This window comes from Stenotrophomonas chelatiphaga (genome assembly GCF_032054965.1).
GTDB lineage: Bacteria > Pseudomonadota > Gammaproteobacteria > Xanthomonadales > Xanthomonadaceae > Stenotrophomonas > Stenotrophomonas chelatiphaga.
The window spans coordinates 119,461-137,930 of record NZ_DAMBRS010000002.1 but is presented as its reverse complement, the minus strand read 5'-3'; the positions used below and the strand labels follow the sequence as shown (position 1 = coordinate 137,930).

The window sequence follows — 18,470 nt, the reverse complement described above, 5'->3', positions numbered from 1 at the left end:
ATGAACGATCCCGCTTCCCATCCCGAACGCGCCGCGCAGCGCCTGCATTGGGCGCGCGCACGGCTGGGCGATGAACTGGCCACGCTGGACCGGGCGTCGGTGGATGCGGGCATGCGCAGTTACTGGCGCGCCACCAGCCGCGCTGGCAGCCACATCGTGATGGATTCCCCGCCCGGCCTGGAAGACGTGCGGCCGTGGCTGCGCATGCGCACGCTGCTGCAGGCGCAGGGCCTGCGCGTGCCGGCGGTGCTGGCCGAAGACATCGAGGTGGGGTTGTTGTTGCTGGAAGACCTGGGCGGGCCGACCCTGGCCAAGGTGATCGACGCCGACAGCGCCGATGCGTGGTTCGAGCGCGCGATGGACCAGCTGCTCAGCCTGCAACGGATGCCGGTGCCGGACGACTTCGGTCGCTTCGGCGAGGCCCTGCTGCAACGCGATGCGGGGCTGTTCGATGACTGGTTCCTGCAGCGCCACCTGGGCATCAGCCTGGACGCGGATGACCGCGCCAGCCTGCAGGCCGCCCAGCAGGTGCTGATGGACAACGCACTGGGCCAGGCGCAGGTAATGACCCACCGCGATTTCATGCCGCGCAACCTGATGCCGGTGGCCGATGGCCCGGCGGTGCTGGACTTCCAGGACCTGGTGCGTGGCCCCATTGCCTACGACCCGGTCAGCCTGTTCAAGGATGCCTTCCTGAGCTGGCCGCTGGAACGCGTGGATGGCTGGCTGGCGCGCTACCACCAGCGCGCGCTGGCGGCCGGCCTGCCGGTGCCGGCGCTTGCGGTTTTCCTGCGCGATGCCGACTGGCTGGGCATCCAGCGCCACCTGAAGTGCCTGGGCATCTTCAGCCGCCTGCGCTACCGCGATGGCAAGGGTCATTACCTGGACGACGCACCGCGTTTCATCGCCTACCTGGATGAAGTACTGCCGCGTTACCCGGAACTGGCCGGACTGCAGCAGCTGCTCGATACGCGCATCAAGCCGGCGATGGCAGCCCAGGGCGAACCGGTACCGGCCCGATGAAGGCGCTGATCTTCGCTGCGGGCCTGGGCGAGCGCATGCGCCCGCTCACCCTGCACACGCCCAAGCCGCTGTTGCCGGTGGCCGGCAAGCCGTTGATCGTGTGGCACCTGGAGCGGTTGGCGGCGCTTGGCGTCCGCGATGTGGTGGTCAATATTTCGTGGCTCGCCGGCGCGTTTGCGCCCACCTTGGGCGATGGCAGCCAGTGGGGCCTGCGCCTGCACTTCGTCAACGAAGGCGACACCCCGCTGGAGACTGGCGGCGGCATCCTGAACGCCCTGCCGGCACTGGGCGATGCCCCGTTCCTGGTGGTCAACGGCGATATCTGGACGGACTTCGACTTCGCTGCCTTGCCGCGCGAGCCGGCCGGTCAGGCGCACCTGGTGATGGTGGACAACCCGGCCCAGCACCCGCACGGCGACTACCGACTGGATGCCGACGGCGTGCTGCACCACGACCGCGCCGGCGACTGCCTGACCTATGCCGGCATTGGTGTGTACCGGCCCTCCATCGTGGCCGACTGGCAGCGCGTGATCGGCACGGCAGCGGGCAGCGAACGCACGCCGCCGCGCTTCAGCGTGGTGCCGCTGCAGAAGCATTTCATGGCGCAGGCGTTGGTCACCGGGCAGCACCATCGTGGACGCTGGACGGATGTGGGGACGGTGGATCGGCTGCGCGCGCTGGAAGCGGAGTTGGGTTGGTCGAACGGGTGAGACCCCCTCGCGGGTGGCTGTTTTTTGAAGCCGCCGCTGGGGGCGGGCCGGGCGGTGGGGCTGGTCGGGGGACGGCAAAGACCGCATCCTGCGGGCCTCGTTTCGCGCCATCCATGGCGCTCAACGCCCCCGCCCAGCCCCGCCGCCCGTCCCCCTGACAGGTTCCGGTGGCCGCCACCCGCGTGATGAAAGAAATAAAGGCAGGGGTCAGAGTCCTTTCGCTATGCGAAAGGACTCTGACCCCGTCTGTTTCCCCACTCCCTTCACCCTGCGATCCGCCGACCATGGGTCGGCGCTACCCCGTGTTCCAAGGCCACCATGGACCTGTCGAAGGTGGGGCGGGGTGGGTTCGCGGGACGCTGAGCCGCATGGATGCGGCGATGCAGCCTCCATGGATGGATTCACGGCGTGTCCCGCCAACCCACCCCGCGCCGCCAACACACAGCCCTGCAGGCTGTTGCCGTTGCCGTTGCTCCAAAGCGGGCCGCCGGGCTGCAAGCCCGGCATCCACCCACCGCTCAGTAACGCGGCCGGCCGTCTTCCAGTACCTGGCGCAGGAACGGCACGGTGATCCGCCGCTTGGCCGCCAGCGATTCGCGATCCAGCCAATCCATCAGCGTGATCAGCCCGCCCAGCTCGCGCCCGGAATGCGACAGCAGCCATTCGATGGAGGCCTCGTCGATGGCCAGGCCACGGCGCAACGCGCGGTCGCGCAGCACCGCCGCACGCCCCTCCTCGTCCAGCGCCTGCAGCACCACGCGCACGCACTGGCCCAACCGCGAACGCAGGTCCGGCAGCACCAGCCCCAGCTCGGCCGGCGAAGCCTGCGCCGTATACATCACCGCCGTGCCCGCCGCGCGCGCACGGTTGTGGAAATCAAACAACGCCACCTCGTCCTCGCGCCCACCGGCCACCGCGTCCAGTCCATCGAGCACCACCAGGTCGCGCTGTTCCAGCCCTTCCAGCACCGCACGCACCCGCCCCACCACCGCGCTCAGCGGTACGTAGGTCGGCGTGCGCCCGGCCTGTTCGGCGTTGGAACACATCGCCAGGGCCTGGTGGGTCTTGCCGGTGCCGGCCGCACCTTCCAGGTACACCCAGTCCGGGCTGGCGCCCACGGCGATCGCGCGCAGCTGCGCCAGCGCACCATCCGGTGCGCCGATGAAGGTCTCCAGCCGCTCGTCCTGCGGGTAATGCAGGGCCAGCGGCAGCTGCGGTACTGCGCTCACTTCGGTTCCGGCCCCTTCGGCGAACCGTCGACGATGATCACCGGCTTGTCGATGTAGGAATCGAGCACGATGGACGGCTTCTCACCGGCATACAGCTCGCTTTCGCGGTAGCGCTGGTGCGCGTAACGCAGCAGCACGTTGCTGACCGCCGCCACCGGCAGTGCCAGCAGCATGCCGAGGAAACCGAACAGCTGGCCACCGGCCATCACCGCGAAGATCACCGCCACCGGATGCAGGCCGATCTTGTCGCCGACGATGCGCGGGGTCAGCACGTAGCTTTCCAGCAACTGGCCCACGGTGAACACCACGCCGACCAGCAGCAGCAGCTTCAGGTCGAAGCCCTGCGCCTGCACCAGGGCGGCGATCACCGCCATCAGGATGCCGGTGGTGGCGCCCAGGTAGGGAATGAAACTGATCAGCCCGGCGATGATGCCGATCAACAGCCCAAGGTTGAGGCCGACCATCGTCAGGCCACCGGCATAGATCACGCCCAGCGCGATCATCACCAGGAACTGGCCACGGATGAACGCGCCGAGCACGTCGTTGGACTCGCGCGCCAGCTGGGTGATGGTGCCCACATGGTTGCGCGGGATGACCGAACGCACGCGCTCCACCAGCAGGTCCCAGTCACGCAGGAAGTAGAACGCCAGGATCGGCAGCAACAGCAGGTTGACCACCCAGGTCACCATCGCAAAGCCGGAACGCTGCACATAGCCGAAGAACTGCTTGGCCACCCCGCCAGCCTGCTGCCAGTGGCTGCGGATGTAATCCATCACCCGCTCCGAATCCAGCCATTGCATCACTTCCAGGCCGGTCTTCTGTTCGAACCAGGGAATGCCCTTTTCCATCAGCCAGGCCTGGGCCTGCGGCGCGGAAGCGATCAAGGTGCTGATCTGGCGCTCGATCATCGGCACCAGGATCAACAGCAGCGCGGTGATCACCAGCACCATCGCCACGAACACCAGGATCACGCCGGTGTTGCGCGAACGTCCGGTGGCCTCGATGCGGTCCACCAGCGGATCGCCGAGCCAGGCCAGCGCGAGCGCCAGCACGAACGGGGTCAGGATGGGCGCCAGCAGCCAGACGACCCAGCCGATCAGCAGCGCAACCGCGACGAACTTGACGCGGCGCAGGAACAGGGCGATTTCCGCCTCCGGGGTGTGGATCATCGCAGGCGGTACTCGTTGCTGGCCGGGGCCGGGTTCTGTTCTTCACCGTCCAGGGTGATCGCCACCGGGGCGACCGGCACCAGCACGCCGTCCTCGCCCAGCATGCGGTTCAACCCGGCAAGGCCGGTGGTCATTTCAACGCTCAGTTCCAGCCGGTTGCCCAGCGCGCGCAGCGGGATGATGTTGCGCACCACCGGCACTTCGCGCAGGCCGGCGGCCAGGCGCATGTAGTCGTCGGCGCTGTCGATCCCGGTCACCACGATGCGGTAGGTGCCGGCCTGTCCGGTCGCCGCGCCAGGCTTGGCATACCGGCGCACCAGCGCGTCGGCCGCGCCATCGGCACCGCCGGCCATCGCGCGCATCGCGTTGGCATCCTTGGTGGTCCATTTGTTCAGTTCACGGCCGTTGTCGACGAACACCCAGTCCGCCGTCCAGCCGCCATCAGCGCGCGACAGCTTGCCGATCAGCTGCATCGGCGGGGCGTAACGGGCCGAAGCCCGGGCCACCGCCGCGGTGTCCTGGCGCCAGATCGCGCCGACCAGCGCCTGTTCGGCGGTGCTGCCGGTGGGCAGGCCCAGCTTGAAGCCGCGTTCCACCGCGCGCGCCAGCACCGGGCGCACCGCGTTGGCCTGCTGCACGGTCACCAGCCGCGGGCCGCTGCCATCGTCGATGGCCAGCCACAGCACCGGCTTGGGGCGCGGCAGCGGCCACACCGGCAGGCCCAGCGCGGCCACCATCGCATCCACGTCGTCTTCCCGGAAGCGGGCGACCAGCAGCGTGCGGAAGTTCGGCGCGCCGCTGGCGGTGGTGCTCTGGTCCTGTTTGTAGTCGTAGCTCTGCACGTAATCCTTGGCGTTGCGCAGGGCCTGCACCACGCCCGGGCGGGCGGTGATGTTGCGGTCGCCGGACAGTTTGCCCAGCACTTCGGCCAGCGCGCGCGACAGGCCGCCGTTGCGATCGGCGTCGCTTTGGCCCCGGACCGGGACCTCGGCCTCGTAGGCGCCGGCGGCGGTGGCCACGTCTCCTTCGGTGCGCAGGCCGCTCTGGGCCAAGGCGGCAAAGGGCAGGCACGCCGCGAGGAGCATGATGAGAAACGTGGTCCTGAGGGGGCTGCGGGGCATCTGGACTTCCATTGGCTCGACGTATCCGGGGAGATTGTTGCCCGAATAGGGTCTTTGCGCCAACGTGGCCTGTTAAAATCGCCGTCTCACCCTTGCCAGCGCCGACGCCCGTGACCAACAGCCCGTCCTCCGCCCCTACGCCCCTCACCTACCGTGACGCGGGTGTCGACATCGATGCCGGCAACGAACTGGTCGAACGCATCAAGCCGCTGGTCAAGCGCAGCTTCCGCCCTGAAGTGATGGGCGGACTGGGCGGCTTCGGCGCCCTGTTCGACCTGTCCAACAAGTACCGCGAGCCGGTCCTGGTGTCCGGTACCGACGGCGTCGGCACCAAGCTGAAACTGGCCCAGCAGCTGGGCCGCCACGACACCATCGGCATCGACCTGGTCGCCATGTGCGTGAACGACGTGCTGGTGCAGGGCGCCGAGCCGCTGTTCTTCCTGGATTACTTCGCCACCGGCAAGCTGGACATCGACACTGCGGCGGCGGTCGTGGGCGGCATCGCCAACGGCTGCACCGAAGCGGGCTGCGCGCTGATCGGCGGCGAAACCGCTGAAATGCCCGACATGTATGCCCCGGGCGAGTACGACCTGGCCGGTTTCACCGTGGCCGGCGTGGAAAAGAGCGAACTGAAGGACGGCGCCAGCGTTGCCGAGGGCGACGTGCTGATCGGCATCGCCTCGTCCGGCCCGCATTCCAACGGCTATTCGCTGGTGCGCCGCATCTATGACCGCGCCGGGCAGCCGGCCGGACACGTGCTGGAAGACGGGGTGAAGCTGGTCGATGCGCTGATGGCGCCGACCCGCCTGTACGTGAAGCCCATCCTGGCCCTGCTCAAGACCCACGGCGAGGCGATCCACGGCATGGCCCACGTCACCGGCGGTGGCCTGACCGAGAACATCATCCGCGTGGTGCCCGAAGGCCTCGGCCTGGACATCGACGCCGGCAGCTGGACCCTGCCGCCGGTATTCCAGTGGCTGCAGCGCGAAGGCGCGGTGGCCGATGCCGAGATGTGGCGAACCTTCAACTGCGGCATCGGCTTCGTGCTGATCGTGGCCGCCGACCAGGTCGCCGCCGTGGCCGACGCCGCCGGCGCACAGGGCCTGCAGCACTGGACCATCGGCAAGGTGGTGCCGGCCGTTGAAGGCGCCGAGCGCGTGCACATCGGCTGACAGAAGGAGCCTGCCGGTAACGCCGAGCGATGCTCGGCGGATCCCGGTTACCGCTGCGCTCGCCGGGCATGGCCCGGCGCTACCTGTTCCGGGCGCCTGCCCGGTTCTCACGGCCATCAAGGAGACCGCCATGTCCACTACGCCCCTGGGTGCGCAGGACGCTGACCATCTGCGCCTGCTGTCGATCTTCCATTACGTGGTGGCCGGCATCACCGCGCTGTTTTCGCTGTTCCCGCTGATCCACCTGGTCATGGGCCTGGCCATCGTCACCGGACACCTGCCCATGGAAAGCGAACAGGGCAACGAACCGTTCGACCCCCGGCTGTTCGGCTGGTTCTTCGTGGCCTTCGCCGGCGCGTTCATCGCCGGCGGCCTGACCCTTGCCGGCTTCATGGCCTACGCAGGCCGCTGCCTGGCCCAGCGCCGGCGACACGTGCTGTGCATGGTCGTGGCCGGGATTTCCTGCTGTTTCATGCCCTTCGGCACCGTGCTCGGCGTGTTCACCCTGATCGTGCTGGTGCGTCCTGCGGTCAAGGCTGCCTTCGGCGCCGCGCCGGTCACCCCGGCCTGAGGCACCCATGTCCGCCACGCCTCCCCCGCTTCATGCCCCACGCGGCTGGACCGCGATGCAGGTCGATTCGCACCTGCACACGTTGAAGATCCTGTTCTATGTACTGGGGGGCTTCGAACTGGTCCTCGCCGCCTTCCTGCTGCTGGTCACCGTGGCAGGCTACGTCAGCGAGCCGCCCGGCAGCGGGCCCGATGCCGCGCCGTGGCTGCTGTTCATCCTGATGGGCGTGGGCGCAGGCCTGTACGCAGTGCTGGGCGGATTGAGCCTCAAGGTGGCCGGATGCATCGGCAAGCGTCGCCAGCATCGGCTGTGCCTGGTCGTGGCCGGGCTGGCCTGCCTGACCGGGGCACTGGGCGTGGCGCTCGCCGCCTATGCGCTGTGGGCGCTGCTGCGCACCGAAGTGACGGCCAGCTTCCTGGACAGCCCGCGCAAGGCCGTGGCATGACCGGTTGCACGCGCATCGCCGTGCTGGCCTCCGGCCGCGGCAGCAACCTGCAGGCGATCCTGGATGCGATCGCGCAGGGGCAGCTGCAGGCCGAGGTCGTGGGCGTGTTTTCCGACCGCCCCGACGCTGAAGCCCTGCAGCGCATGCCGGCGCCACGGCGCTGGGCCGCGGCACCGCGCGACTTCGCCGACCGCGCCGCCTACGAGTCCGCGCTGGGCGACGCGGTCGCCGCCAGCGCACCGGACTGGATCGTCTGCGCCGGCTACATGCGCATCCTCGGTGCCGCCTTCGTGGCCCGCTTCGAGGGCAGACTGGTCAACATCCATCCGTCCCTGCTGCCGCGGCACAAGGGCCTGCACACGCATGCGCGGGCGCTGGAAGCCGGCGATGCCGAACATGGCGCCAGCGTGCATTTCGTGGTGCCGGAACTGGATGCAGGCACCGTATTGGCGCAGGCCCGGGTGCCGGTACTGCCCACCGATACCCCGCAGACCCTGGCCGCGCGCGTGCTGGACGTGGAGCATCCGCTGCTGATCGCCAGCCTGCAGTTGCTGGCCAGCGGCCGGGTAACTGAACAGGACGGTCAGCTCCAGCTCGACGGTCACCCCCTTTTCAGCCCACTGGCCCTAGATTCGGCACGCATGCTGCAGGCTTACTGAGTTGCTGAACACGCGCCGCTGACCCCGGCGCTGGCATGCTCCCCTTTCCCTTTGCCGCTGCCTGGTATGAAGAACACGACGCTGCACCGTCCCGCGCTGTTGTTGTCCGCCCTGTTCTGCCTGGCAGCGCTGCCTTCGGCTGCGCAGCAGGTGCCGCAGCCCGCGCCCGCCGCCGCCCCGGCCGAGGCGGCGCCGGTGGCTCCTGCGCTGCCCGCGCTGGCCTGGGAACCGCCCGCGCTGGAACCGTTCACCGCTACCTACCAGGCCTTCTACAAGGGCAAGGAAGCAGGCGATGCGACCATGCGCGTCACCCACGCAGGTGGCACGCAGTGGCGCGTGGACATGCAGGTGGTCGGACGCCGCGGCTTCGCCAGCGTGCTGGGCCTGAACCTTGAACAGAGCACCGTGTTCGAGAACAGCGGTGGCCAGTACCGGCCACTGAGCCAGAGCACCGTGCGCAAGGGCCTGTTCCTGGGCAAGAAAGTCACCGGTACGTATGACTGGCAGGCCGGTACCGCGCGCTGGACCGGCGACCTGAAGAAGGAACGCACGCAGCCGATTCCGCTGCAGGCCGGTGACCAGAGCGCGCTGCTGCTGAACCTGGCGATCATGCGTGACGCCCGCCCGGGCAGTGCGATGCATTACCGCTACGTCGATGTCGGCCGCGTGCGCCAGCACGATTACCAGGCCGCCGGCGCCACCGAAAGCGTGCAGGTAGGCGAACTGTCCTACGACGCGCTGCGCGTGGCGCGCAGCAATGGCGGCAACGACGAAACCATCCTGTGGATCGCCAACGGCGTACCGACGCCGGTGCGCATCCTGCAACGCAAAGATGGCCAGGACTACATCGACCTGCGCCTCATCGAATACCAAGGAGTCTGAGCATGACCACGTTCCAACGCCCGCTGACCTGGATCGCCGCTGCCGCCCTGTCGGTAGCCAGCCTGCCCGCGATGGCACTGCAGCCGTTCAAGGCCGATTACCTTGCCAGCTACATGGGCATGCAGGCCAACGGCACGATGACCCTGGCCAGCGAAGGCACCGGCAAATGGCGTTACAGCCTGAAGGTCAAGAACCAGCTGGCCGACCTGAGCCAGAGCACCGTGTTCGAGGAAGCCAACGGCCGCCTGCGCCCGCTGAGCAGCCAGGACAGTTCGGTGCTGCTGGTCAAGAAGCGCAACGTGCAGGCCAACTACAACTGGACCAGCAACCAGGCAACCTGGACCGGCGACATCAAGCCGGACCGTGCGGGGCCGGTGGCGCTGAAGGCGGGTGACATGGATGCGCTGCTGATCAACCTGGCCATCGCGCGCGACCTCGCCGCCGGCAGGCCGCTGAACTACCGCATGGTGGACGAAGGCCGGATCAAGCCGATGAGCTACCGCGTGGTCGGCAAGGAAGCGGTCACCGTGGCGGGCAAGAACTACGAAGCGACCAAGGTGTCGCGCGTGGATGGCAACAAGGAACTGATTGCCTGGATCGTGCCGGAGTTCCCGGTGCCGGCGCGCCTGCTGCAGCGCGAGAGCGGCAAGGACGCGCTGGACTTGACCATCAAGGGTCTGAACTGACTTATCGGTAGGGACGGCCGCTGGCCGTCCATCACCGCATTGACGGCCAGCGGCCGTCACTACCGGATGCGCGGTGGTGGGTGACGACCAACGGTCGTCACCCACCGGCATCCAGCGGCCGTCGCTACCCTTACTCGGCCTGGAACACCGTGCGGCAGTCCACGCGGATCTGTTCGCCGGTACTGCGCCACACGAAGGTGCGGCACTCGCGGTTGCCCTCCTTCGTGTCGGTCGCGCCCACCGCGTGGAAGGCCTGGATGATCTCGTCACGGGTGACGGTGCCATCGCCGTTCCAGTCCATGTCCTTCTGTTCCACGCCCTTGGTGATGGCGATGTCGGCAAACCAGGCGTAGCCCAGGTAAGCCAGCATCAGCAGCACCAGCGCCAGCAGCGCCTTGCGACGGCGGGTGAACCTGCCGCGCAGGATCATTGCACGCGCCTGATGGTGGCACCGAGCGCGGACAGCTTCTCTTCGATGTTCTCGTAGCCGCGGTCCAGGTGGTAGATGCGGTCGATGGTGGTATCGCCATCGGCCATCAGGCCCGCCAGGATCAACGACGCCGACGCACGCAGGTCGGTCGCCATCACCGGCGCACCGCTCAGCCGTTCGGCACCGCGCACGATGGCGGTATGGCCTTCCACCTGGATGTCCGCACCCACGCGCAGCAGTTCGTTGACGTGCATGAAACGGTTTTCGAAGATCGTCTCGTTGATCACGCCCACGCCGTCGGCCACGCAGTTGAGCGCCATGAACTGCGCCTGCATGTCGGTGGGGAACGCCGGGTACGGCGCGGTGGTCAGGTTGACCGCCTTCGGCCGCTTGCCCTGCATGTCCAGAGTGATGGTGTCGGCGGTGGTGCTGATGGTGGCGCCAGCTTCGATCAGCTTGGACAGCACCGCTTCCATCGTGTCCGGGCGCGCACGGTTCACCGTCACGCTGCCACCGGTCATCGCCGCGGCCACCAGGAAGGTGCCGGTCTCGATGCGGTCCGGCAGCACTTCATGACGACCACCGCCCAGGCGCGGCACGCCTTCGATCACCAGCCGGGCAGTGCCCAGGCCTTCGATCTTCGCGCCGAGCGCGATCAGGCAATGCGCCAGGTCGGTGACTTCCGGTTCCATCGCGCAGTTGTCCAGCACGGTGGTGCCTTCGGCCAACACGGCGGCCATCAGCACGTTCTCGGTGCCGGTCACGCTGACCATGTCGAAGGTGAAGTGACCGCCCTTCAGCCGCTTGGCACTGGCCTTGATGAAGCCGTTCTCCACGACGATCTCCGCACCCAGCGCCTGCAGGCCCTTGATGTGCTGGTCCACCGGGCGCGAGCCGATCGCGCAGCCGCCGGGCAGCGATACTTCGGCTTCGCCGAAGCGGGCCAGCAGCGGGCCCAGCACCAGGATCGACGCACGCATGGTGCGCACCAGTTCGTACGGCGCCACGTGCTGGTTGACCGGACGCGGGTCGACCACGATCGCGCTGCCGCGCGACAGCGTGCCCTGGTCGATGGTCACCTTGGCGCCCAGTTCGCCCAGCAGCTTCACCGTGGTCACCACGTCGTGCAGGTGCGGCACGTTGGTGATTTCCACCGGCGCATCGGCCAGCAGGGTGGCGCACAGGATGGGCAGGACGGCGTTCTTGGCGCCGGAGATGCTTACTTCACCGTGCAGCGCTTTGCCGCCGGTCACAACGATCTTGGCCATGTATCAGGGTCTTTTCCAGGTTCAGCCGGCTTCGGCCGGGGTCACGGTCTTCAGCGCCAGCGCATGGATCGCGCCGCCCATCAGATCGCCGAGGGTGGCGTACACCATGCGGTGGCGGGCCAACGGCATCTTGCCGGCGAAGGCCTCGCAGACCACGGTCGCTTCGAAGTGCACGCCATCGTCACCCTGCACGTCGGCGCGGGCGCCGGGCAGGCCGGTTTCGATCAGATTGCGGATGGTGTCGGCGTCCAACGGGCTTTCCTAATAAAATGTCCGCACATTCTACTCTGCTGCGTGGCGCTCGCATGGCTGATCCCACCCTGCCCTTCCCTGCTGCCGGCCTGCCGGCCCGCCCTTCCGCCGACCCGGCCGCGCTGGTGGCCAGTGGCAAGCGCGTGTTCCAGATCGAACGCGAAGCCCTGGACGCGGTCGCCGCCGGGCTGGGCGAAGCGTTCCAGCAGGCCTGCCAGCACATCCTGTCCAGCCGTGGGCGGGTGGTGGCCACCGGCATGGGCAAGTCCGGGCACATCGCGCGCAAGATCGCCGCCACGCTGGCCTCCACCGGCACCCCGGCGTTCTACGTGCACCCGGGCGAGGCCGGCCACGGCGACCTGGGCATGATCACCGAAGCCGACGTAGTGCTGGCGCTGTCCTACTCCGGTGAGTCCGACGAACTGCTGATGCTGCTGCCGGTGCTCAAGCGCCAGGGCAACCTGCTGATTTCGATGACCGGCAAGCCGCAGTCCAGCCTGGCCCGCGCCGCCGACGTGCACCTGGATGTCAGCGTGCCCGCCGAAGCCTGCCCGCTGGCGCTGGCGCCGACCTCCAGCACCACCGCCTCGCTGGCGATGGGCGATGCGCTGGCGGTGGCGCTGCTGGATGCGCGCGGCTTCACCGCCGATGATTTCGCCCGCTCGCACCCGGCCGGCAGCCTCGGCCGGCGCCTGCTGCTGCACATCACCGATGTCATGCACAGCGGCGACGACCTGCCCCGCGTGGACGCCGGCGCCAGCCTCAGCGAGGCGCTGGTGGAGATGAGCCGCAAGCGCCTCGGCATGACCGCCGTGGTCGATGCGGACGGGATCCTGATCGGGCTGTTCACCGATGGCGACCTGCGCCGGGCGCTGGACAGCGAACTGGACGTGCGCAGCGCGAAAATCGCCGAGGTGATGACCCGCAGCCCGCGCACCATCGGCGCCGACCAGCTCGCGGTGGAAGCGGCGCGGCTGATGGAAACCCATAAAATCAACGGCCTGGTGGTGGTGGATGAGGCTGGACGCGCGGTCGGCGCGCTGAACATTCATGACCTGTTGCGGGCCCGGGTGGTTTAACCGAACTCGCCCCGCCCCCATTCATCCCTTACCGCACGACAACCCGGATACCCGCGAACCGATGCCCTGGTCCCCCCTGCCTGCTTTCCCTGCCCACCTGCATGCCGCCGCCGCGCGCATCCGCCTGGCGTGTTTTGACGTGGACGGCACGCTCACCGACGGTCAGCTTTACTACGACCGTGAAGGCAACGAGAGCAAGGCATATTTCGTGCAGGACGGCCTGGGACTGAAACTACTGCAGAAGCACGGCATCCACCCCGTGCTCATCACCGCGCGCAACAGCCAATCGGCGTTGAAGCGCGGCGCCGACCTCGGCATCGACACCCAGATCGCGGTCGGCGACAAGCTGGCCAGCGTGCAGGCGTTGTGCGCGCAGCACGGCATCACCCTTGACCAGGTCGCTTTCATGGGCGATGACCTGCCCGACCTGGCCCCGCTGAGCCATGTCGGCCTGGCCGTGGCCCCGGCCAACGCCCACCCGTGGATCGCCGAGCGCGTGCACTGGCAGACCCGCGCCGAGGGCGGACGTGGCGCCGCGCGCGAACTGTGCGACGTGCTGCTGGCCGCGCAGGGCCGCGTCGACGCGGTGCTTGCAGGGTTCGGGGCATGAACTGGCGTACCGCCATCGGCGCGACCCTGCTGGTCGTGGCCATCCTCAGCGGCTGGTCGCTGCTGCGCAACCGCGACAAGGGCCCGCAGGCCGTCGTCGACGATGGCAGCGTGGATTACGTGCTGCACGATTTCCAGATCGTCATGCTGGACGATGAAGGCAAGGAATCGACCACGCTGCGCGCCCCGCGGCTGGAGCGCCTGCGCGCCGACCAGACCCTCACCATCGCCACCCCGGTCTTCGAAATGCCCGGCCAGGACGGCAACCACTGGACGCTGCGTTCGGAAACCGGCTGGGTCAGTGCCAAGGGCGAAGAAATGCGCCTGCGTGGCAACGTCGCCGGTGACAGCCCGACCGTGGGCAACACCCCGCCGACCACCTTCCGCACCACCCATCTGAACGTTTTCCCCAAGGAAAACCGGGCACGTACCGATGCGCTGGTGACCATGACCCGTCCGGGCATGGAACAGAGCGGCGTCGGGTTCGAACTGGATTCCAACAACAACACGTATCATTTCCTCAGCCAGTCCAAGGGCCGCTACCTGCCCCGGCGATGACCCTGCGGCATGCTTCCCTTTTCCGCCTGGCGCGACCAGGCCACCATCCGGCAGAAACGGACACGATGAAAATCCACCTTGCAGCCCTTTGCGCGCTCAGCCTGATGTTCCCGCTGCTGGCCAGCGCGAAATCCACCGACCGCAACGAACCGATGAACATCGATGCCGGTGCGCAGACCGGTACCCTCACCGGTGACGGCAAGACGCTGATGACCGGCGGCGTGGTGATCACCCAGGGGTCGCTGGACCTGCGTGCGGCCAATGCCGAGATCCAGATCAAGGGCGGCGAAGCGGTGCGCGCGATCTTCACCGGCAAGCAGGCCACCATGCGCCAGCAGATGGACGATGGCACCTGGATGGATGCCACCGCCGACCGCATCGACTACGACATCACCAGCGAAATCATCACCCTGACCGGCAACTACAAGGTCACCAGCGCGCGCGGCACCAATGCCGGCCAGCGCATGGTCTACAACACCCGCAGCGGTGAAATGAACAGCGGCGGCGACGGCAGCCGCGTGCGCACCGTCATCCAGCCCAAGAACAAGGCGCCGGCCGCCGGGAGCAGCAAGTAATGCTCGTCGCCAAGGGCCTGCGTAAAAGTTACAAGCAGCGCGAAGTGGTCAAGGACTTCGGCCTAACCCTGGAAGCCGGTGAAGTGGTCGGCCTGCTGGGCCCCAACGGTGCCGGCAAGACCACCTGTTTCTACATGATCGTCGGCCTGGTGGCTGCCGATGCCGGCAGCATCGTGCTGGACGGCAAGGACATCACCAGCGACCCCATGTACACCCGCGCCAAGCAGGGCGTGGGCTACCTGCCGCAGGAACCGTCAGTGTTCCGCAAGCTCACCGTGGCCGACAACATCCGGCTGGTGCTGGAGCTGCGCGATGACCTGGACCGCGCCGGCCGCGAACGCGAACTGGCCAGCCTGCTGGACGAACTGCAGCTGGGCCATGTCGCCGAACAGCAGGGCGCCAGCCTGTCCGGTGGCGAGCGTCGACGCTGCGAAATCGCCCGTGCCCTGGCCGCCCAGCCGCGGCTGATCCTGCTCGACGAACCGTTCGCCGGCGTCGACCCGATTTCAGTGGGCGAGATCCAGCGCATCGTCACCCACCTCAAGCAGCGTGGCATCGGCGTGCTGATCACCGACCACAACGTGCGCGAAACCTTGGGAATCTGCGACCGGGCGTATATCCTCGCTGAAGGTACGGTGCTGGCCCAGGGCGCGCCTGCGGACCTGCTGGAAAACGCAGAGGTCCGCCGCGTCTACCTGGGAGACTCCTTCAAGCTGTGAAGGTGGCCGCCGGACCCTTCCTTTTACGTTGGGCGGTGGCATGAAGACGCGGTTGCAGACATCGCTGGGGCAGCACCTGGTCATGACGCCACAGCTGCGTCAGGCCATCCGGCTGCTGCAGATGTCCACCACCGAACTGGACGTGGAAATCGCCGAAGCGGTGGAAACCAATCCGCTGCTGGACTGGGCGGAGAATGCCGAACCGGTCCCCGGCAGCGACCAGCCGACCGAACAGCCATCGCCGGACCAGCAGCCACGCGACAGCGACGAGCGCGCCAGCTCCGGCGATGATGACTGGGCGCCGGCCGAAGTGGACTGGAGTGGCGGCGCCGGCAGTGGCGGCTCCTTCGACGATGACGACCTGGACAACGCGGCAGAGCGTGTCGCCGACACCGAAACCCTGGCCGACCACCTGCTGTGGCAGCTGCATCTTTCGCCGCTGTCGGCGCGCGACCGCAATATCGGCGCGGCGCTGATCGATGCGATCGAAGACGATGGCTACCTGCGCGAGACCTTCGCCGGCATCGCCGAGACCCTTCTGCCGGCCATCCACGCCGGCGACGATGAAATCCTGACCGTGCTGCACCAGATCCAGCGCTTCGACCCGGTGGGCGTGGGCGCGCGCGATCTCGGCGAATGCCTGCGCCTGCAGCTGGACGTGCTGCCTGCCGATACCCCGGCGCTGGCGCTGGCCCGGCAGATCACCGACGGCCCGCTGGAGCGGCTGCCACGCAGTGGCGTCAGCGGCATCGCCCATGAACTCAAGTGCCCGGTGGCCGACGTGGACGCCGCCGTGGCCCTGCTGCGCTCGCTGGATCCCCGTCCCGGCACCCAGATCGCCCCGGTCAGCCAGGACACCTACGTGGTGCCGGACGTGGTGATCTGGCGCCAGGCCGGCGTCTGGCGGGCGGCACTGGCCGGCCATGCCGGGCCGAAAGTGATCATCCACCGCGGCTACGAAAGCATGATCCGCCGCTGCGGCGAAGCCGATGCCGGCTATCTGAAGACGCAGCTGCAGGAAGCGCGCTGGTTGCTCAAGGGCCTGGAAGCACGCGGTGAAACCCTGCTGCGCGTGGTCCACAGCCTGCTGCAGCAGCAGGCCGGCTTCCTGGAGTTCGGCGCGCAGGCGCTGCGTCCGTTGACCCTGCGTGAAATCGCCGGCGAACTGGGCCTGCACGAATCCACGGTGTCGCGCGCCATCGCCCGCAAGCACGTGCGCACCCCGCGCGGCACCATCCCCCTGCGCGCCTTCTTTGCGTCGGGCATCGACACCGAGGGCGGCGGCGAAGCGTCCAGCACCGCCATCCAGTCGATGATCCGCCGGCTGATCGACGACGAAAATCCGCGCAAGCCGCTTTCTGACGCCAAGCTGGCTGACCTGCTCAAGACCTCCGGTATACCGGTAGCGCGCCGGACCGTGGCGAAGTATCGTGAAGCCATGAACATTTCCGCCTCGCACGAAAGAGTCCGGATCGCCTGACGCACACCGCGCCCGGCGGAGAGGTTCATTGGCAAATCCAAAAGGAGAAACCCGATGCGCATTGAAACGTTTGGCAAAGACGTCGAAGTCACCCCGGCCCTGGAAAAGTACGTGGCGGACAAGCTCGCCCGGCCCGGTAAACACTTCGTCGGCGAGCACTGCGAAACTCGGGTCACGCTGAAGCTGCAGAAGAACGAACACCACGTCGATGCCACCGTGAACATCCCCGGCCAGACCCTGCACGCCGAGGCCAGTGGACAGACCATGTACGCGGCGATCGACATCCTGGCCGACAAGGTCGACCGGCTGCTGACCTCGGAGAAGGAAAAGAAGCAGCAGAAGAAACAGCAGCACGTCCCCCTGCCGTTGAGCGACAATGAAGTCTGATGACTTCACTTTCCCCCTGATATGCCCCTGACCGATCTGATGGCCGCCGTGCAGACCCAGGTCTGCGCGGCTGCCGACCGCGAAAGCGTGCTGCTGGCAGCGGCCCAGCTGCTGGCCTGCCGCCAGGCCAATACCGAACAGATCCATCGCAACCTGTGCGAGCGCGAAGCCCTCGGCAGCACCGCCATCGGTCACGGCATCGCCATTCCGCACGGACGTGCACCGGCATTGGAACGCCCGCGCGGCGCCCTGCTGAAACTGGTGGCGCCGGTGGACTTCGGCGGCGACGAACCGGTGGACCTGGTGTTCGCTATCGCGGTGCCTTCGCATTACACCCACCAGCACCTGATGCTGCTGTCCGAACTGGCCGAGCTGTTTTCCGAGCCGGGCATCCGCCAGGCCCTGCGCGACGCTCCGGATGCGGCCGCACTGCGCGCCATCATCGACCTCCCGCCACCGGCGAGTGCCGCATGAATACCAGCATCACCGCACGCGAACTGTTCGACCAGCAGCGCGACAAGCTGGCCCTGCGCTGGGTGGCCGGGCAGAAAGGCGAGAAACGCGAACTGGAAGCGGGCAATACGGTCTCGCGGCGCCCCTCGCTGGCCGGTTACCTCAACGCCATCTACCCGAACAAGGTGCAGATCCTCGGCACCGAAGAACTGACCTGGCTGGATTCGCTGGATTCGCGCCACCGATGGGAAACCATCGAAAAAATCATGCAGTCGCACCCGCTGGCGCTGGTCATCACCCGCAACCAGCCCTGCCCCGAAGACCTGCGCGCGGCCGCCGATGAATCCAACACCCCGCTGTGGCTTTCGCCCAAGCGCGGCCACGAACTGCTCAACCACCTGTCCTACCACCTGGCACGCACGCTCGCACCGCGGGTGATCCTGCATGGCGTGTTCATGGAAATCTATTCCATCGGCGTGCTGATCACCGGCGAAGCGGGATCAGGCAAGAGCGAGCTGGCACTGGAACTGCTCAGCCGCGGCCATCGGCTGGTGGCCGACGACGCACCGGAGTTCACCCAGATCGCCCCGGACGTGCTCGATGGCACCTGCCCGGAGCTGCTGCAGGACCTGCTGGAAGTGCGCGGCCTGGGCGTGTTGAACGTGCGCGAAATGTTCGGTGACACGGCGGTAAAGAAGAACAAGTACCTTCGGCTGATCGTCCACCTGACCAAGCCGATGACCGAGCCCAGCGCCTACGGATACGAACGCCTGACCGGCGACTCCGGCACCCGCCACGTACTGGACCTGGACGTGCCGCTGATCACCCTGCCGGTGATGCCCGGACGCAACCTGTCAGTGCTGACCGAAGCGGCCACCCGGCTGCACATACTGCGCACCAAGGGCATCGATCCAGCCGCCATGTTCATCGCCCGCCACAGCAACCTGCTCGAACGCCGCACCCCGTAAACCCGGTAGTGACGGCCGCTGGCCG

General features: G+C 67.7%; 23 protein-coding genes. 17 read left to right on the top strand and 6 right to left on the bottom strand.

Features of this window, described 5'->3' with window-relative positions:
• Window positions 1–1,023 (top strand): aminoglycoside phosphotransferase family protein, encoded by a 1,023-nt coding sequence (locus RTX79_RS05170; protein ID WP_312682392.1) that lies wholly within the window; start codon window positions 1–3, stop codon window positions 1,021–1,023.
• Window positions 1,020–1,733, top strand: a complete 714-nt coding sequence (gene murU, locus RTX79_RS05165) for an N-acetylmuramate alpha-1-phosphate uridylyltransferase MurU (protein ID WP_312682390.1) — start codon at window positions 1,020–1,022, stop codon at window positions 1,731–1,733. The genes RTX79_RS05170 and murU overlap by 4 nt, the downstream gene beginning before the upstream one ends.
• 518 nt (window positions 1,734–2,251) lie before the next feature.
• Here the strand turns inward: murU and hda are convergent.
• The 3 genes from hda to RTX79_RS05150 are packed head-to-tail and all read right to left on the bottom strand — an operon-like array spanning window position 2,252 to window position 5,264.
• The gene (gene hda / locus RTX79_RS05160) at window positions 2,252–2,962 is read right to left on the bottom strand and encodes a DnaA regulatory inactivator Hda (protein ID WP_057687340.1); all 711 of its coding nucleotides are present in this window, start codon (window positions 2,960–2,962) and stop codon (window positions 2,252–2,254) included.
• Window positions 2,959–4,131, bottom strand: coding sequence for an AI-2E family transporter (locus tag RTX79_RS05155; protein ID WP_057687339.1), 1,173 nt, complete (start codon window positions 4,129–4,131; stop codon window positions 2,959–2,961). Before RTX79_RS05155 ends, hda begins: the two co-directional genes overlap by 4 nt.
• Window positions 4,128–5,264: a DUF2066 domain-containing protein gene (locus RTX79_RS05150; RefSeq protein ID WP_312682388.1), complete on the bottom strand. Its 1,137-nt coding sequence runs from the start codon at window positions 5,262–5,264 to the stop codon at window positions 4,128–4,130. Before RTX79_RS05150 ends, RTX79_RS05155 begins: the two co-directional genes overlap by 4 nt.
• A gap of 98 nt (window positions 5,265–5,362) precedes the next feature.
• Here RTX79_RS05150 and purM point away from each other — a divergent pair, with 98 nt between their 5' ends.
• The 6 genes from purM to RTX79_RS05120 all read left to right on the top strand — a co-directional run bounded on the left by purM (window position 5,363) and on the right by RTX79_RS05120 (window position 9,667).
• The gene (gene purM, locus RTX79_RS05145) at window positions 5,363–6,424 is read left to right on the top strand and encodes a phosphoribosylformylglycinamidine cyclo-ligase (protein WP_312682386.1); all 1,062 of its coding nucleotides are present in this window, start codon (window positions 5,363–5,365) and stop codon (window positions 6,422–6,424) included.
• A 130-nt stretch (window positions 6,425–6,554) separates the two neighbouring features.
• The gene (locus tag RTX79_RS05140) at window positions 6,555–6,995 is read left to right on the top strand and encodes a hypothetical protein (protein ID WP_312682385.1); all 441 of its coding nucleotides are present in this window, start codon (window positions 6,555–6,557) and stop codon (window positions 6,993–6,995) included.
• A 7-nt stretch (window positions 6,996–7,002) separates the two neighbouring features.
• Window positions 7,003–7,440: a hypothetical protein gene (locus RTX79_RS05135; RefSeq protein WP_312682384.1), complete on the top strand. Its 438-nt coding sequence runs from the start codon at window positions 7,003–7,005 to the stop codon at window positions 7,438–7,440.
• Window positions 7,437–8,099, top strand: coding sequence for a phosphoribosylglycinamide formyltransferase (gene purN / locus RTX79_RS05130; RefSeq protein ID WP_312682383.1), 663 nt, complete (start codon window positions 7,437–7,439; stop codon window positions 8,097–8,099). The genes RTX79_RS05135 and purN overlap by 4 nt, the downstream gene beginning before the upstream one ends.
• A 66-nt stretch (window positions 8,100–8,165) precedes the next feature.
• Window positions 8,166–8,981, top strand: coding sequence for a DUF3108 domain-containing protein (locus RTX79_RS05125; protein ID WP_312682381.1), 816 nt, complete (start codon window positions 8,166–8,168; stop codon window positions 8,979–8,981).
• 2 nt (window positions 8,982–8,983) lie between these two features.
• A complete protein-coding gene (locus RTX79_RS05120; protein ID WP_312682380.1) occupies window positions 8,984–9,667 on the top strand; it encodes a DUF3108 domain-containing protein in 684 nt (227 codons plus the stop codon).
• A 130-nt stretch (window positions 9,668–9,797) separates the two neighbouring features.
• Here the strand turns inward: RTX79_RS05120 and RTX79_RS05115 are convergent, their stop codons facing one another.
• The 3 genes from RTX79_RS05115 to RTX79_RS05105 are packed head-to-tail and all read right to left on the bottom strand — an operon-like array spanning window position 9,798 to window position 11,617.
• Window positions 9,798–10,097, bottom strand: a complete 300-nt coding sequence (locus tag RTX79_RS05115) for an EF-hand domain-containing protein (RefSeq protein WP_309683951.1) — start codon at window positions 10,095–10,097, stop codon at window positions 9,798–9,800.
• Complete coding sequence (gene murA / locus RTX79_RS05110) at window positions 10,094–11,365, bottom strand: UDP-N-acetylglucosamine 1-carboxyvinyltransferase (protein ID WP_312682378.1); 1,272 nt, start codon at window positions 11,363–11,365, stop codon at window positions 10,094–10,096. Before murA ends, RTX79_RS05115 begins: the two co-directional genes overlap by 4 nt.
• A 21-nt stretch (window positions 11,366–11,386) precedes the next feature.
• Window positions 11,387–11,617: a BolA family protein gene (locus tag RTX79_RS05105; protein WP_005408396.1), complete on the bottom strand. Its 231-nt coding sequence runs from the start codon at window positions 11,615–11,617 to the stop codon at window positions 11,387–11,389.
• Window positions 11,618–11,670: 53 nt separating this feature from the next.
• On the opposite strand from RTX79_RS05105, the gene RTX79_RS05100 reads away from it, so the two are divergent.
• The 9 genes from RTX79_RS05100 (at window position 11,671) to hprK (ending at window position 18,445) form a co-directional block, all read left to right on the top strand.
• Window positions 11,671–12,696 (top strand): KpsF/GutQ family sugar-phosphate isomerase, encoded by a 1,026-nt coding sequence (locus tag RTX79_RS05100; RefSeq protein ID WP_309683936.1) that lies wholly within the window; start codon window positions 11,671–11,673, stop codon window positions 12,694–12,696.
• 61 nt (window positions 12,697–12,757) lie between these two features.
• Window positions 12,758–13,306 carry a KdsC family phosphatase gene (locus RTX79_RS05095; protein WP_312682376.1) on the top strand — a complete coding sequence of 183 codons (549 nt, stop codon included), beginning with the start codon at window positions 12,758–12,760 and terminating at the stop codon, window positions 13,304–13,306.
• Window positions 13,303–13,863, top strand: a complete 561-nt coding sequence (lptC, locus tag RTX79_RS05090) for an LPS export ABC transporter periplasmic protein LptC (protein ID WP_312682374.1) — start codon at window positions 13,303–13,305, stop codon at window positions 13,861–13,863. Before RTX79_RS05095 ends, lptC begins: the two co-directional genes overlap by 4 nt.
• 65 nt (window positions 13,864–13,928) lie before the next feature.
• Window positions 13,929–14,438, top strand: coding sequence for a lipopolysaccharide transport periplasmic protein LptA (gene lptA / locus RTX79_RS05085; RefSeq protein WP_057508253.1), 510 nt, complete (start codon window positions 13,929–13,931; stop codon window positions 14,436–14,438).
• Window positions 14,438–15,157 (top strand): LPS export ABC transporter ATP-binding protein, encoded by a 720-nt coding sequence (gene lptB / locus RTX79_RS05080; RefSeq protein ID WP_309683928.1) that lies wholly within the window; start codon window positions 14,438–14,440, stop codon window positions 15,155–15,157. The genes lptA and lptB overlap by 1 nt, the downstream gene beginning before the upstream one ends.
• A gap of 40 nt (window positions 15,158–15,197) precedes the next feature.
• Window positions 15,198–16,637, top strand: a complete 1,440-nt coding sequence (locus RTX79_RS05075; protein WP_312682369.1) for an RNA polymerase factor sigma-54 — start codon at window positions 15,198–15,200, stop codon at window positions 16,635–16,637.
• Window positions 16,638–16,691: 54 nt separating this feature from the next.
• Entirely contained in the window at window positions 16,692–17,024 is a 333-nt protein-coding gene (gene hpf / locus RTX79_RS05070) for a ribosome hibernation-promoting factor, HPF/YfiA family (protein ID WP_042614640.1), read from the top strand.
• A gap of 21 nt (window positions 17,025–17,045) precedes the next feature.
• Window positions 17,046–17,498 (top strand): PTS sugar transporter subunit IIA, encoded by a 453-nt coding sequence (locus RTX79_RS05065; protein WP_057508250.1) that lies wholly within the window; start codon window positions 17,046–17,048, stop codon window positions 17,496–17,498.
• Entirely contained in the window at window positions 17,495–18,445 is a 951-nt protein-coding gene (gene hprK / locus RTX79_RS05060; protein ID WP_057508249.1) for an HPr(Ser) kinase/phosphatase, read from the top strand. The genes RTX79_RS05065 and hprK overlap by 4 nt, the downstream gene beginning before the upstream one ends.
• Window positions 18,446–18,470: the final 25 nt, after the last annotated feature.

Bases quoted from the DNA above. Each gene is read 5' to 3' on its own strand.
- RTX79_RS05075 (WP_312682369.1), top strand. From the start codon at position 15,198: ATGAAGACGCGGTTGCAGACATCGCTGGGGCAGCACCTGGTCATGACG.
- purN (WP_312682383.1), top strand. From the start codon at position 7,437: ATGACCGGTTGCACGCGCATCGCCGTGCTGGCCTCCGGCCGCGGCAGC.
- RTX79_RS05115 (WP_309683951.1), bottom strand. From the start codon at position 10,097: ATGATCCTGCGCGGCAGGTTCACCCGCCGTCGCAAGGCGCTGCTGGCG.
- RTX79_RS05150 (WP_312682388.1), bottom strand. From the start codon at position 5,264: ATGGAAGTCCAGATGCCCCGCAGCCCCCTCAGGACCACGTTTCTCATC.
- lptC (WP_312682374.1), top strand. From the start codon at position 13,303: ATGAACTGGCGTACCGCCATCGGCGCGACCCTGCTGGTCGTGGCCATC.
- lptB (WP_309683928.1), top strand. From the start codon at position 14,438: ATGCTCGTCGCCAAGGGCCTGCGTAAAAGTTACAAGCAGCGCGAAGTG.
- RTX79_RS05155 (WP_057687339.1), bottom strand. From the start codon at position 4,131: ATGATCCACACCCCGGAGGCGGAAATCGCCCTGTTCCTGCGCCGCGTC.
- RTX79_RS05065 (WP_057508250.1), top strand. From the start codon at position 17,046: ATGCCCCTGACCGATCTGATGGCCGCCGTGCAGACCCAGGTCTGCGCG.
- hprK (WP_057508249.1), top strand. From the start codon at position 17,495: ATGAATACCAGCATCACCGCACGCGAACTGTTCGACCAGCAGCGCGAC.
- murU (WP_312682390.1), top strand. From the start codon at position 1,020: ATGAAGGCGCTGATCTTCGCTGCGGGCCTGGGCGAGCGCATGCGCCCG.
- RTX79_RS05120 (WP_312682380.1), top strand. From the start codon at position 8,984: ATGACCACGTTCCAACGCCCGCTGACCTGGATCGCCGCTGCCGCCCTG.
- RTX79_RS05135 (WP_312682384.1), top strand. From the start codon at position 7,003: ATGTCCGCCACGCCTCCCCCGCTTCATGCCCCACGCGGCTGGACCGCG.
- RTX79_RS05140 (WP_312682385.1), top strand. From the start codon at position 6,555: ATGTCCACTACGCCCCTGGGTGCGCAGGACGCTGACCATCTGCGCCTG.
- RTX79_RS05095 (WP_312682376.1), top strand. From the start codon at position 12,758: ATGCCCTGGTCCCCCCTGCCTGCTTTCCCTGCCCACCTGCATGCCGCC.
- RTX79_RS05100 (WP_309683936.1), top strand. From the start codon at position 11,671: ATGGCTGATCCCACCCTGCCCTTCCCTGCTGCCGGCCTGCCGGCCCGC.
- hpf (WP_042614640.1), top strand. From the start codon at position 16,692: ATGCGCATTGAAACGTTTGGCAAAGACGTCGAAGTCACCCCGGCCCTG.
- murA (WP_312682378.1), bottom strand. From the start codon at position 11,365: ATGGCCAAGATCGTTGTGACCGGCGGCAAAGCGCTGCACGGTGAAGTA.
- RTX79_RS05125 (WP_312682381.1), top strand. From the start codon at position 8,166: ATGAAGAACACGACGCTGCACCGTCCCGCGCTGTTGTTGTCCGCCCTG.
- RTX79_RS05170 (WP_312682392.1), top strand. From the start codon at position 1: ATGAACGATCCCGCTTCCCATCCCGAACGCGCCGCGCAGCGCCTGCAT.
- lptA (WP_057508253.1), top strand. From the start codon at position 13,929: ATGAAAATCCACCTTGCAGCCCTTTGCGCGCTCAGCCTGATGTTCCCG.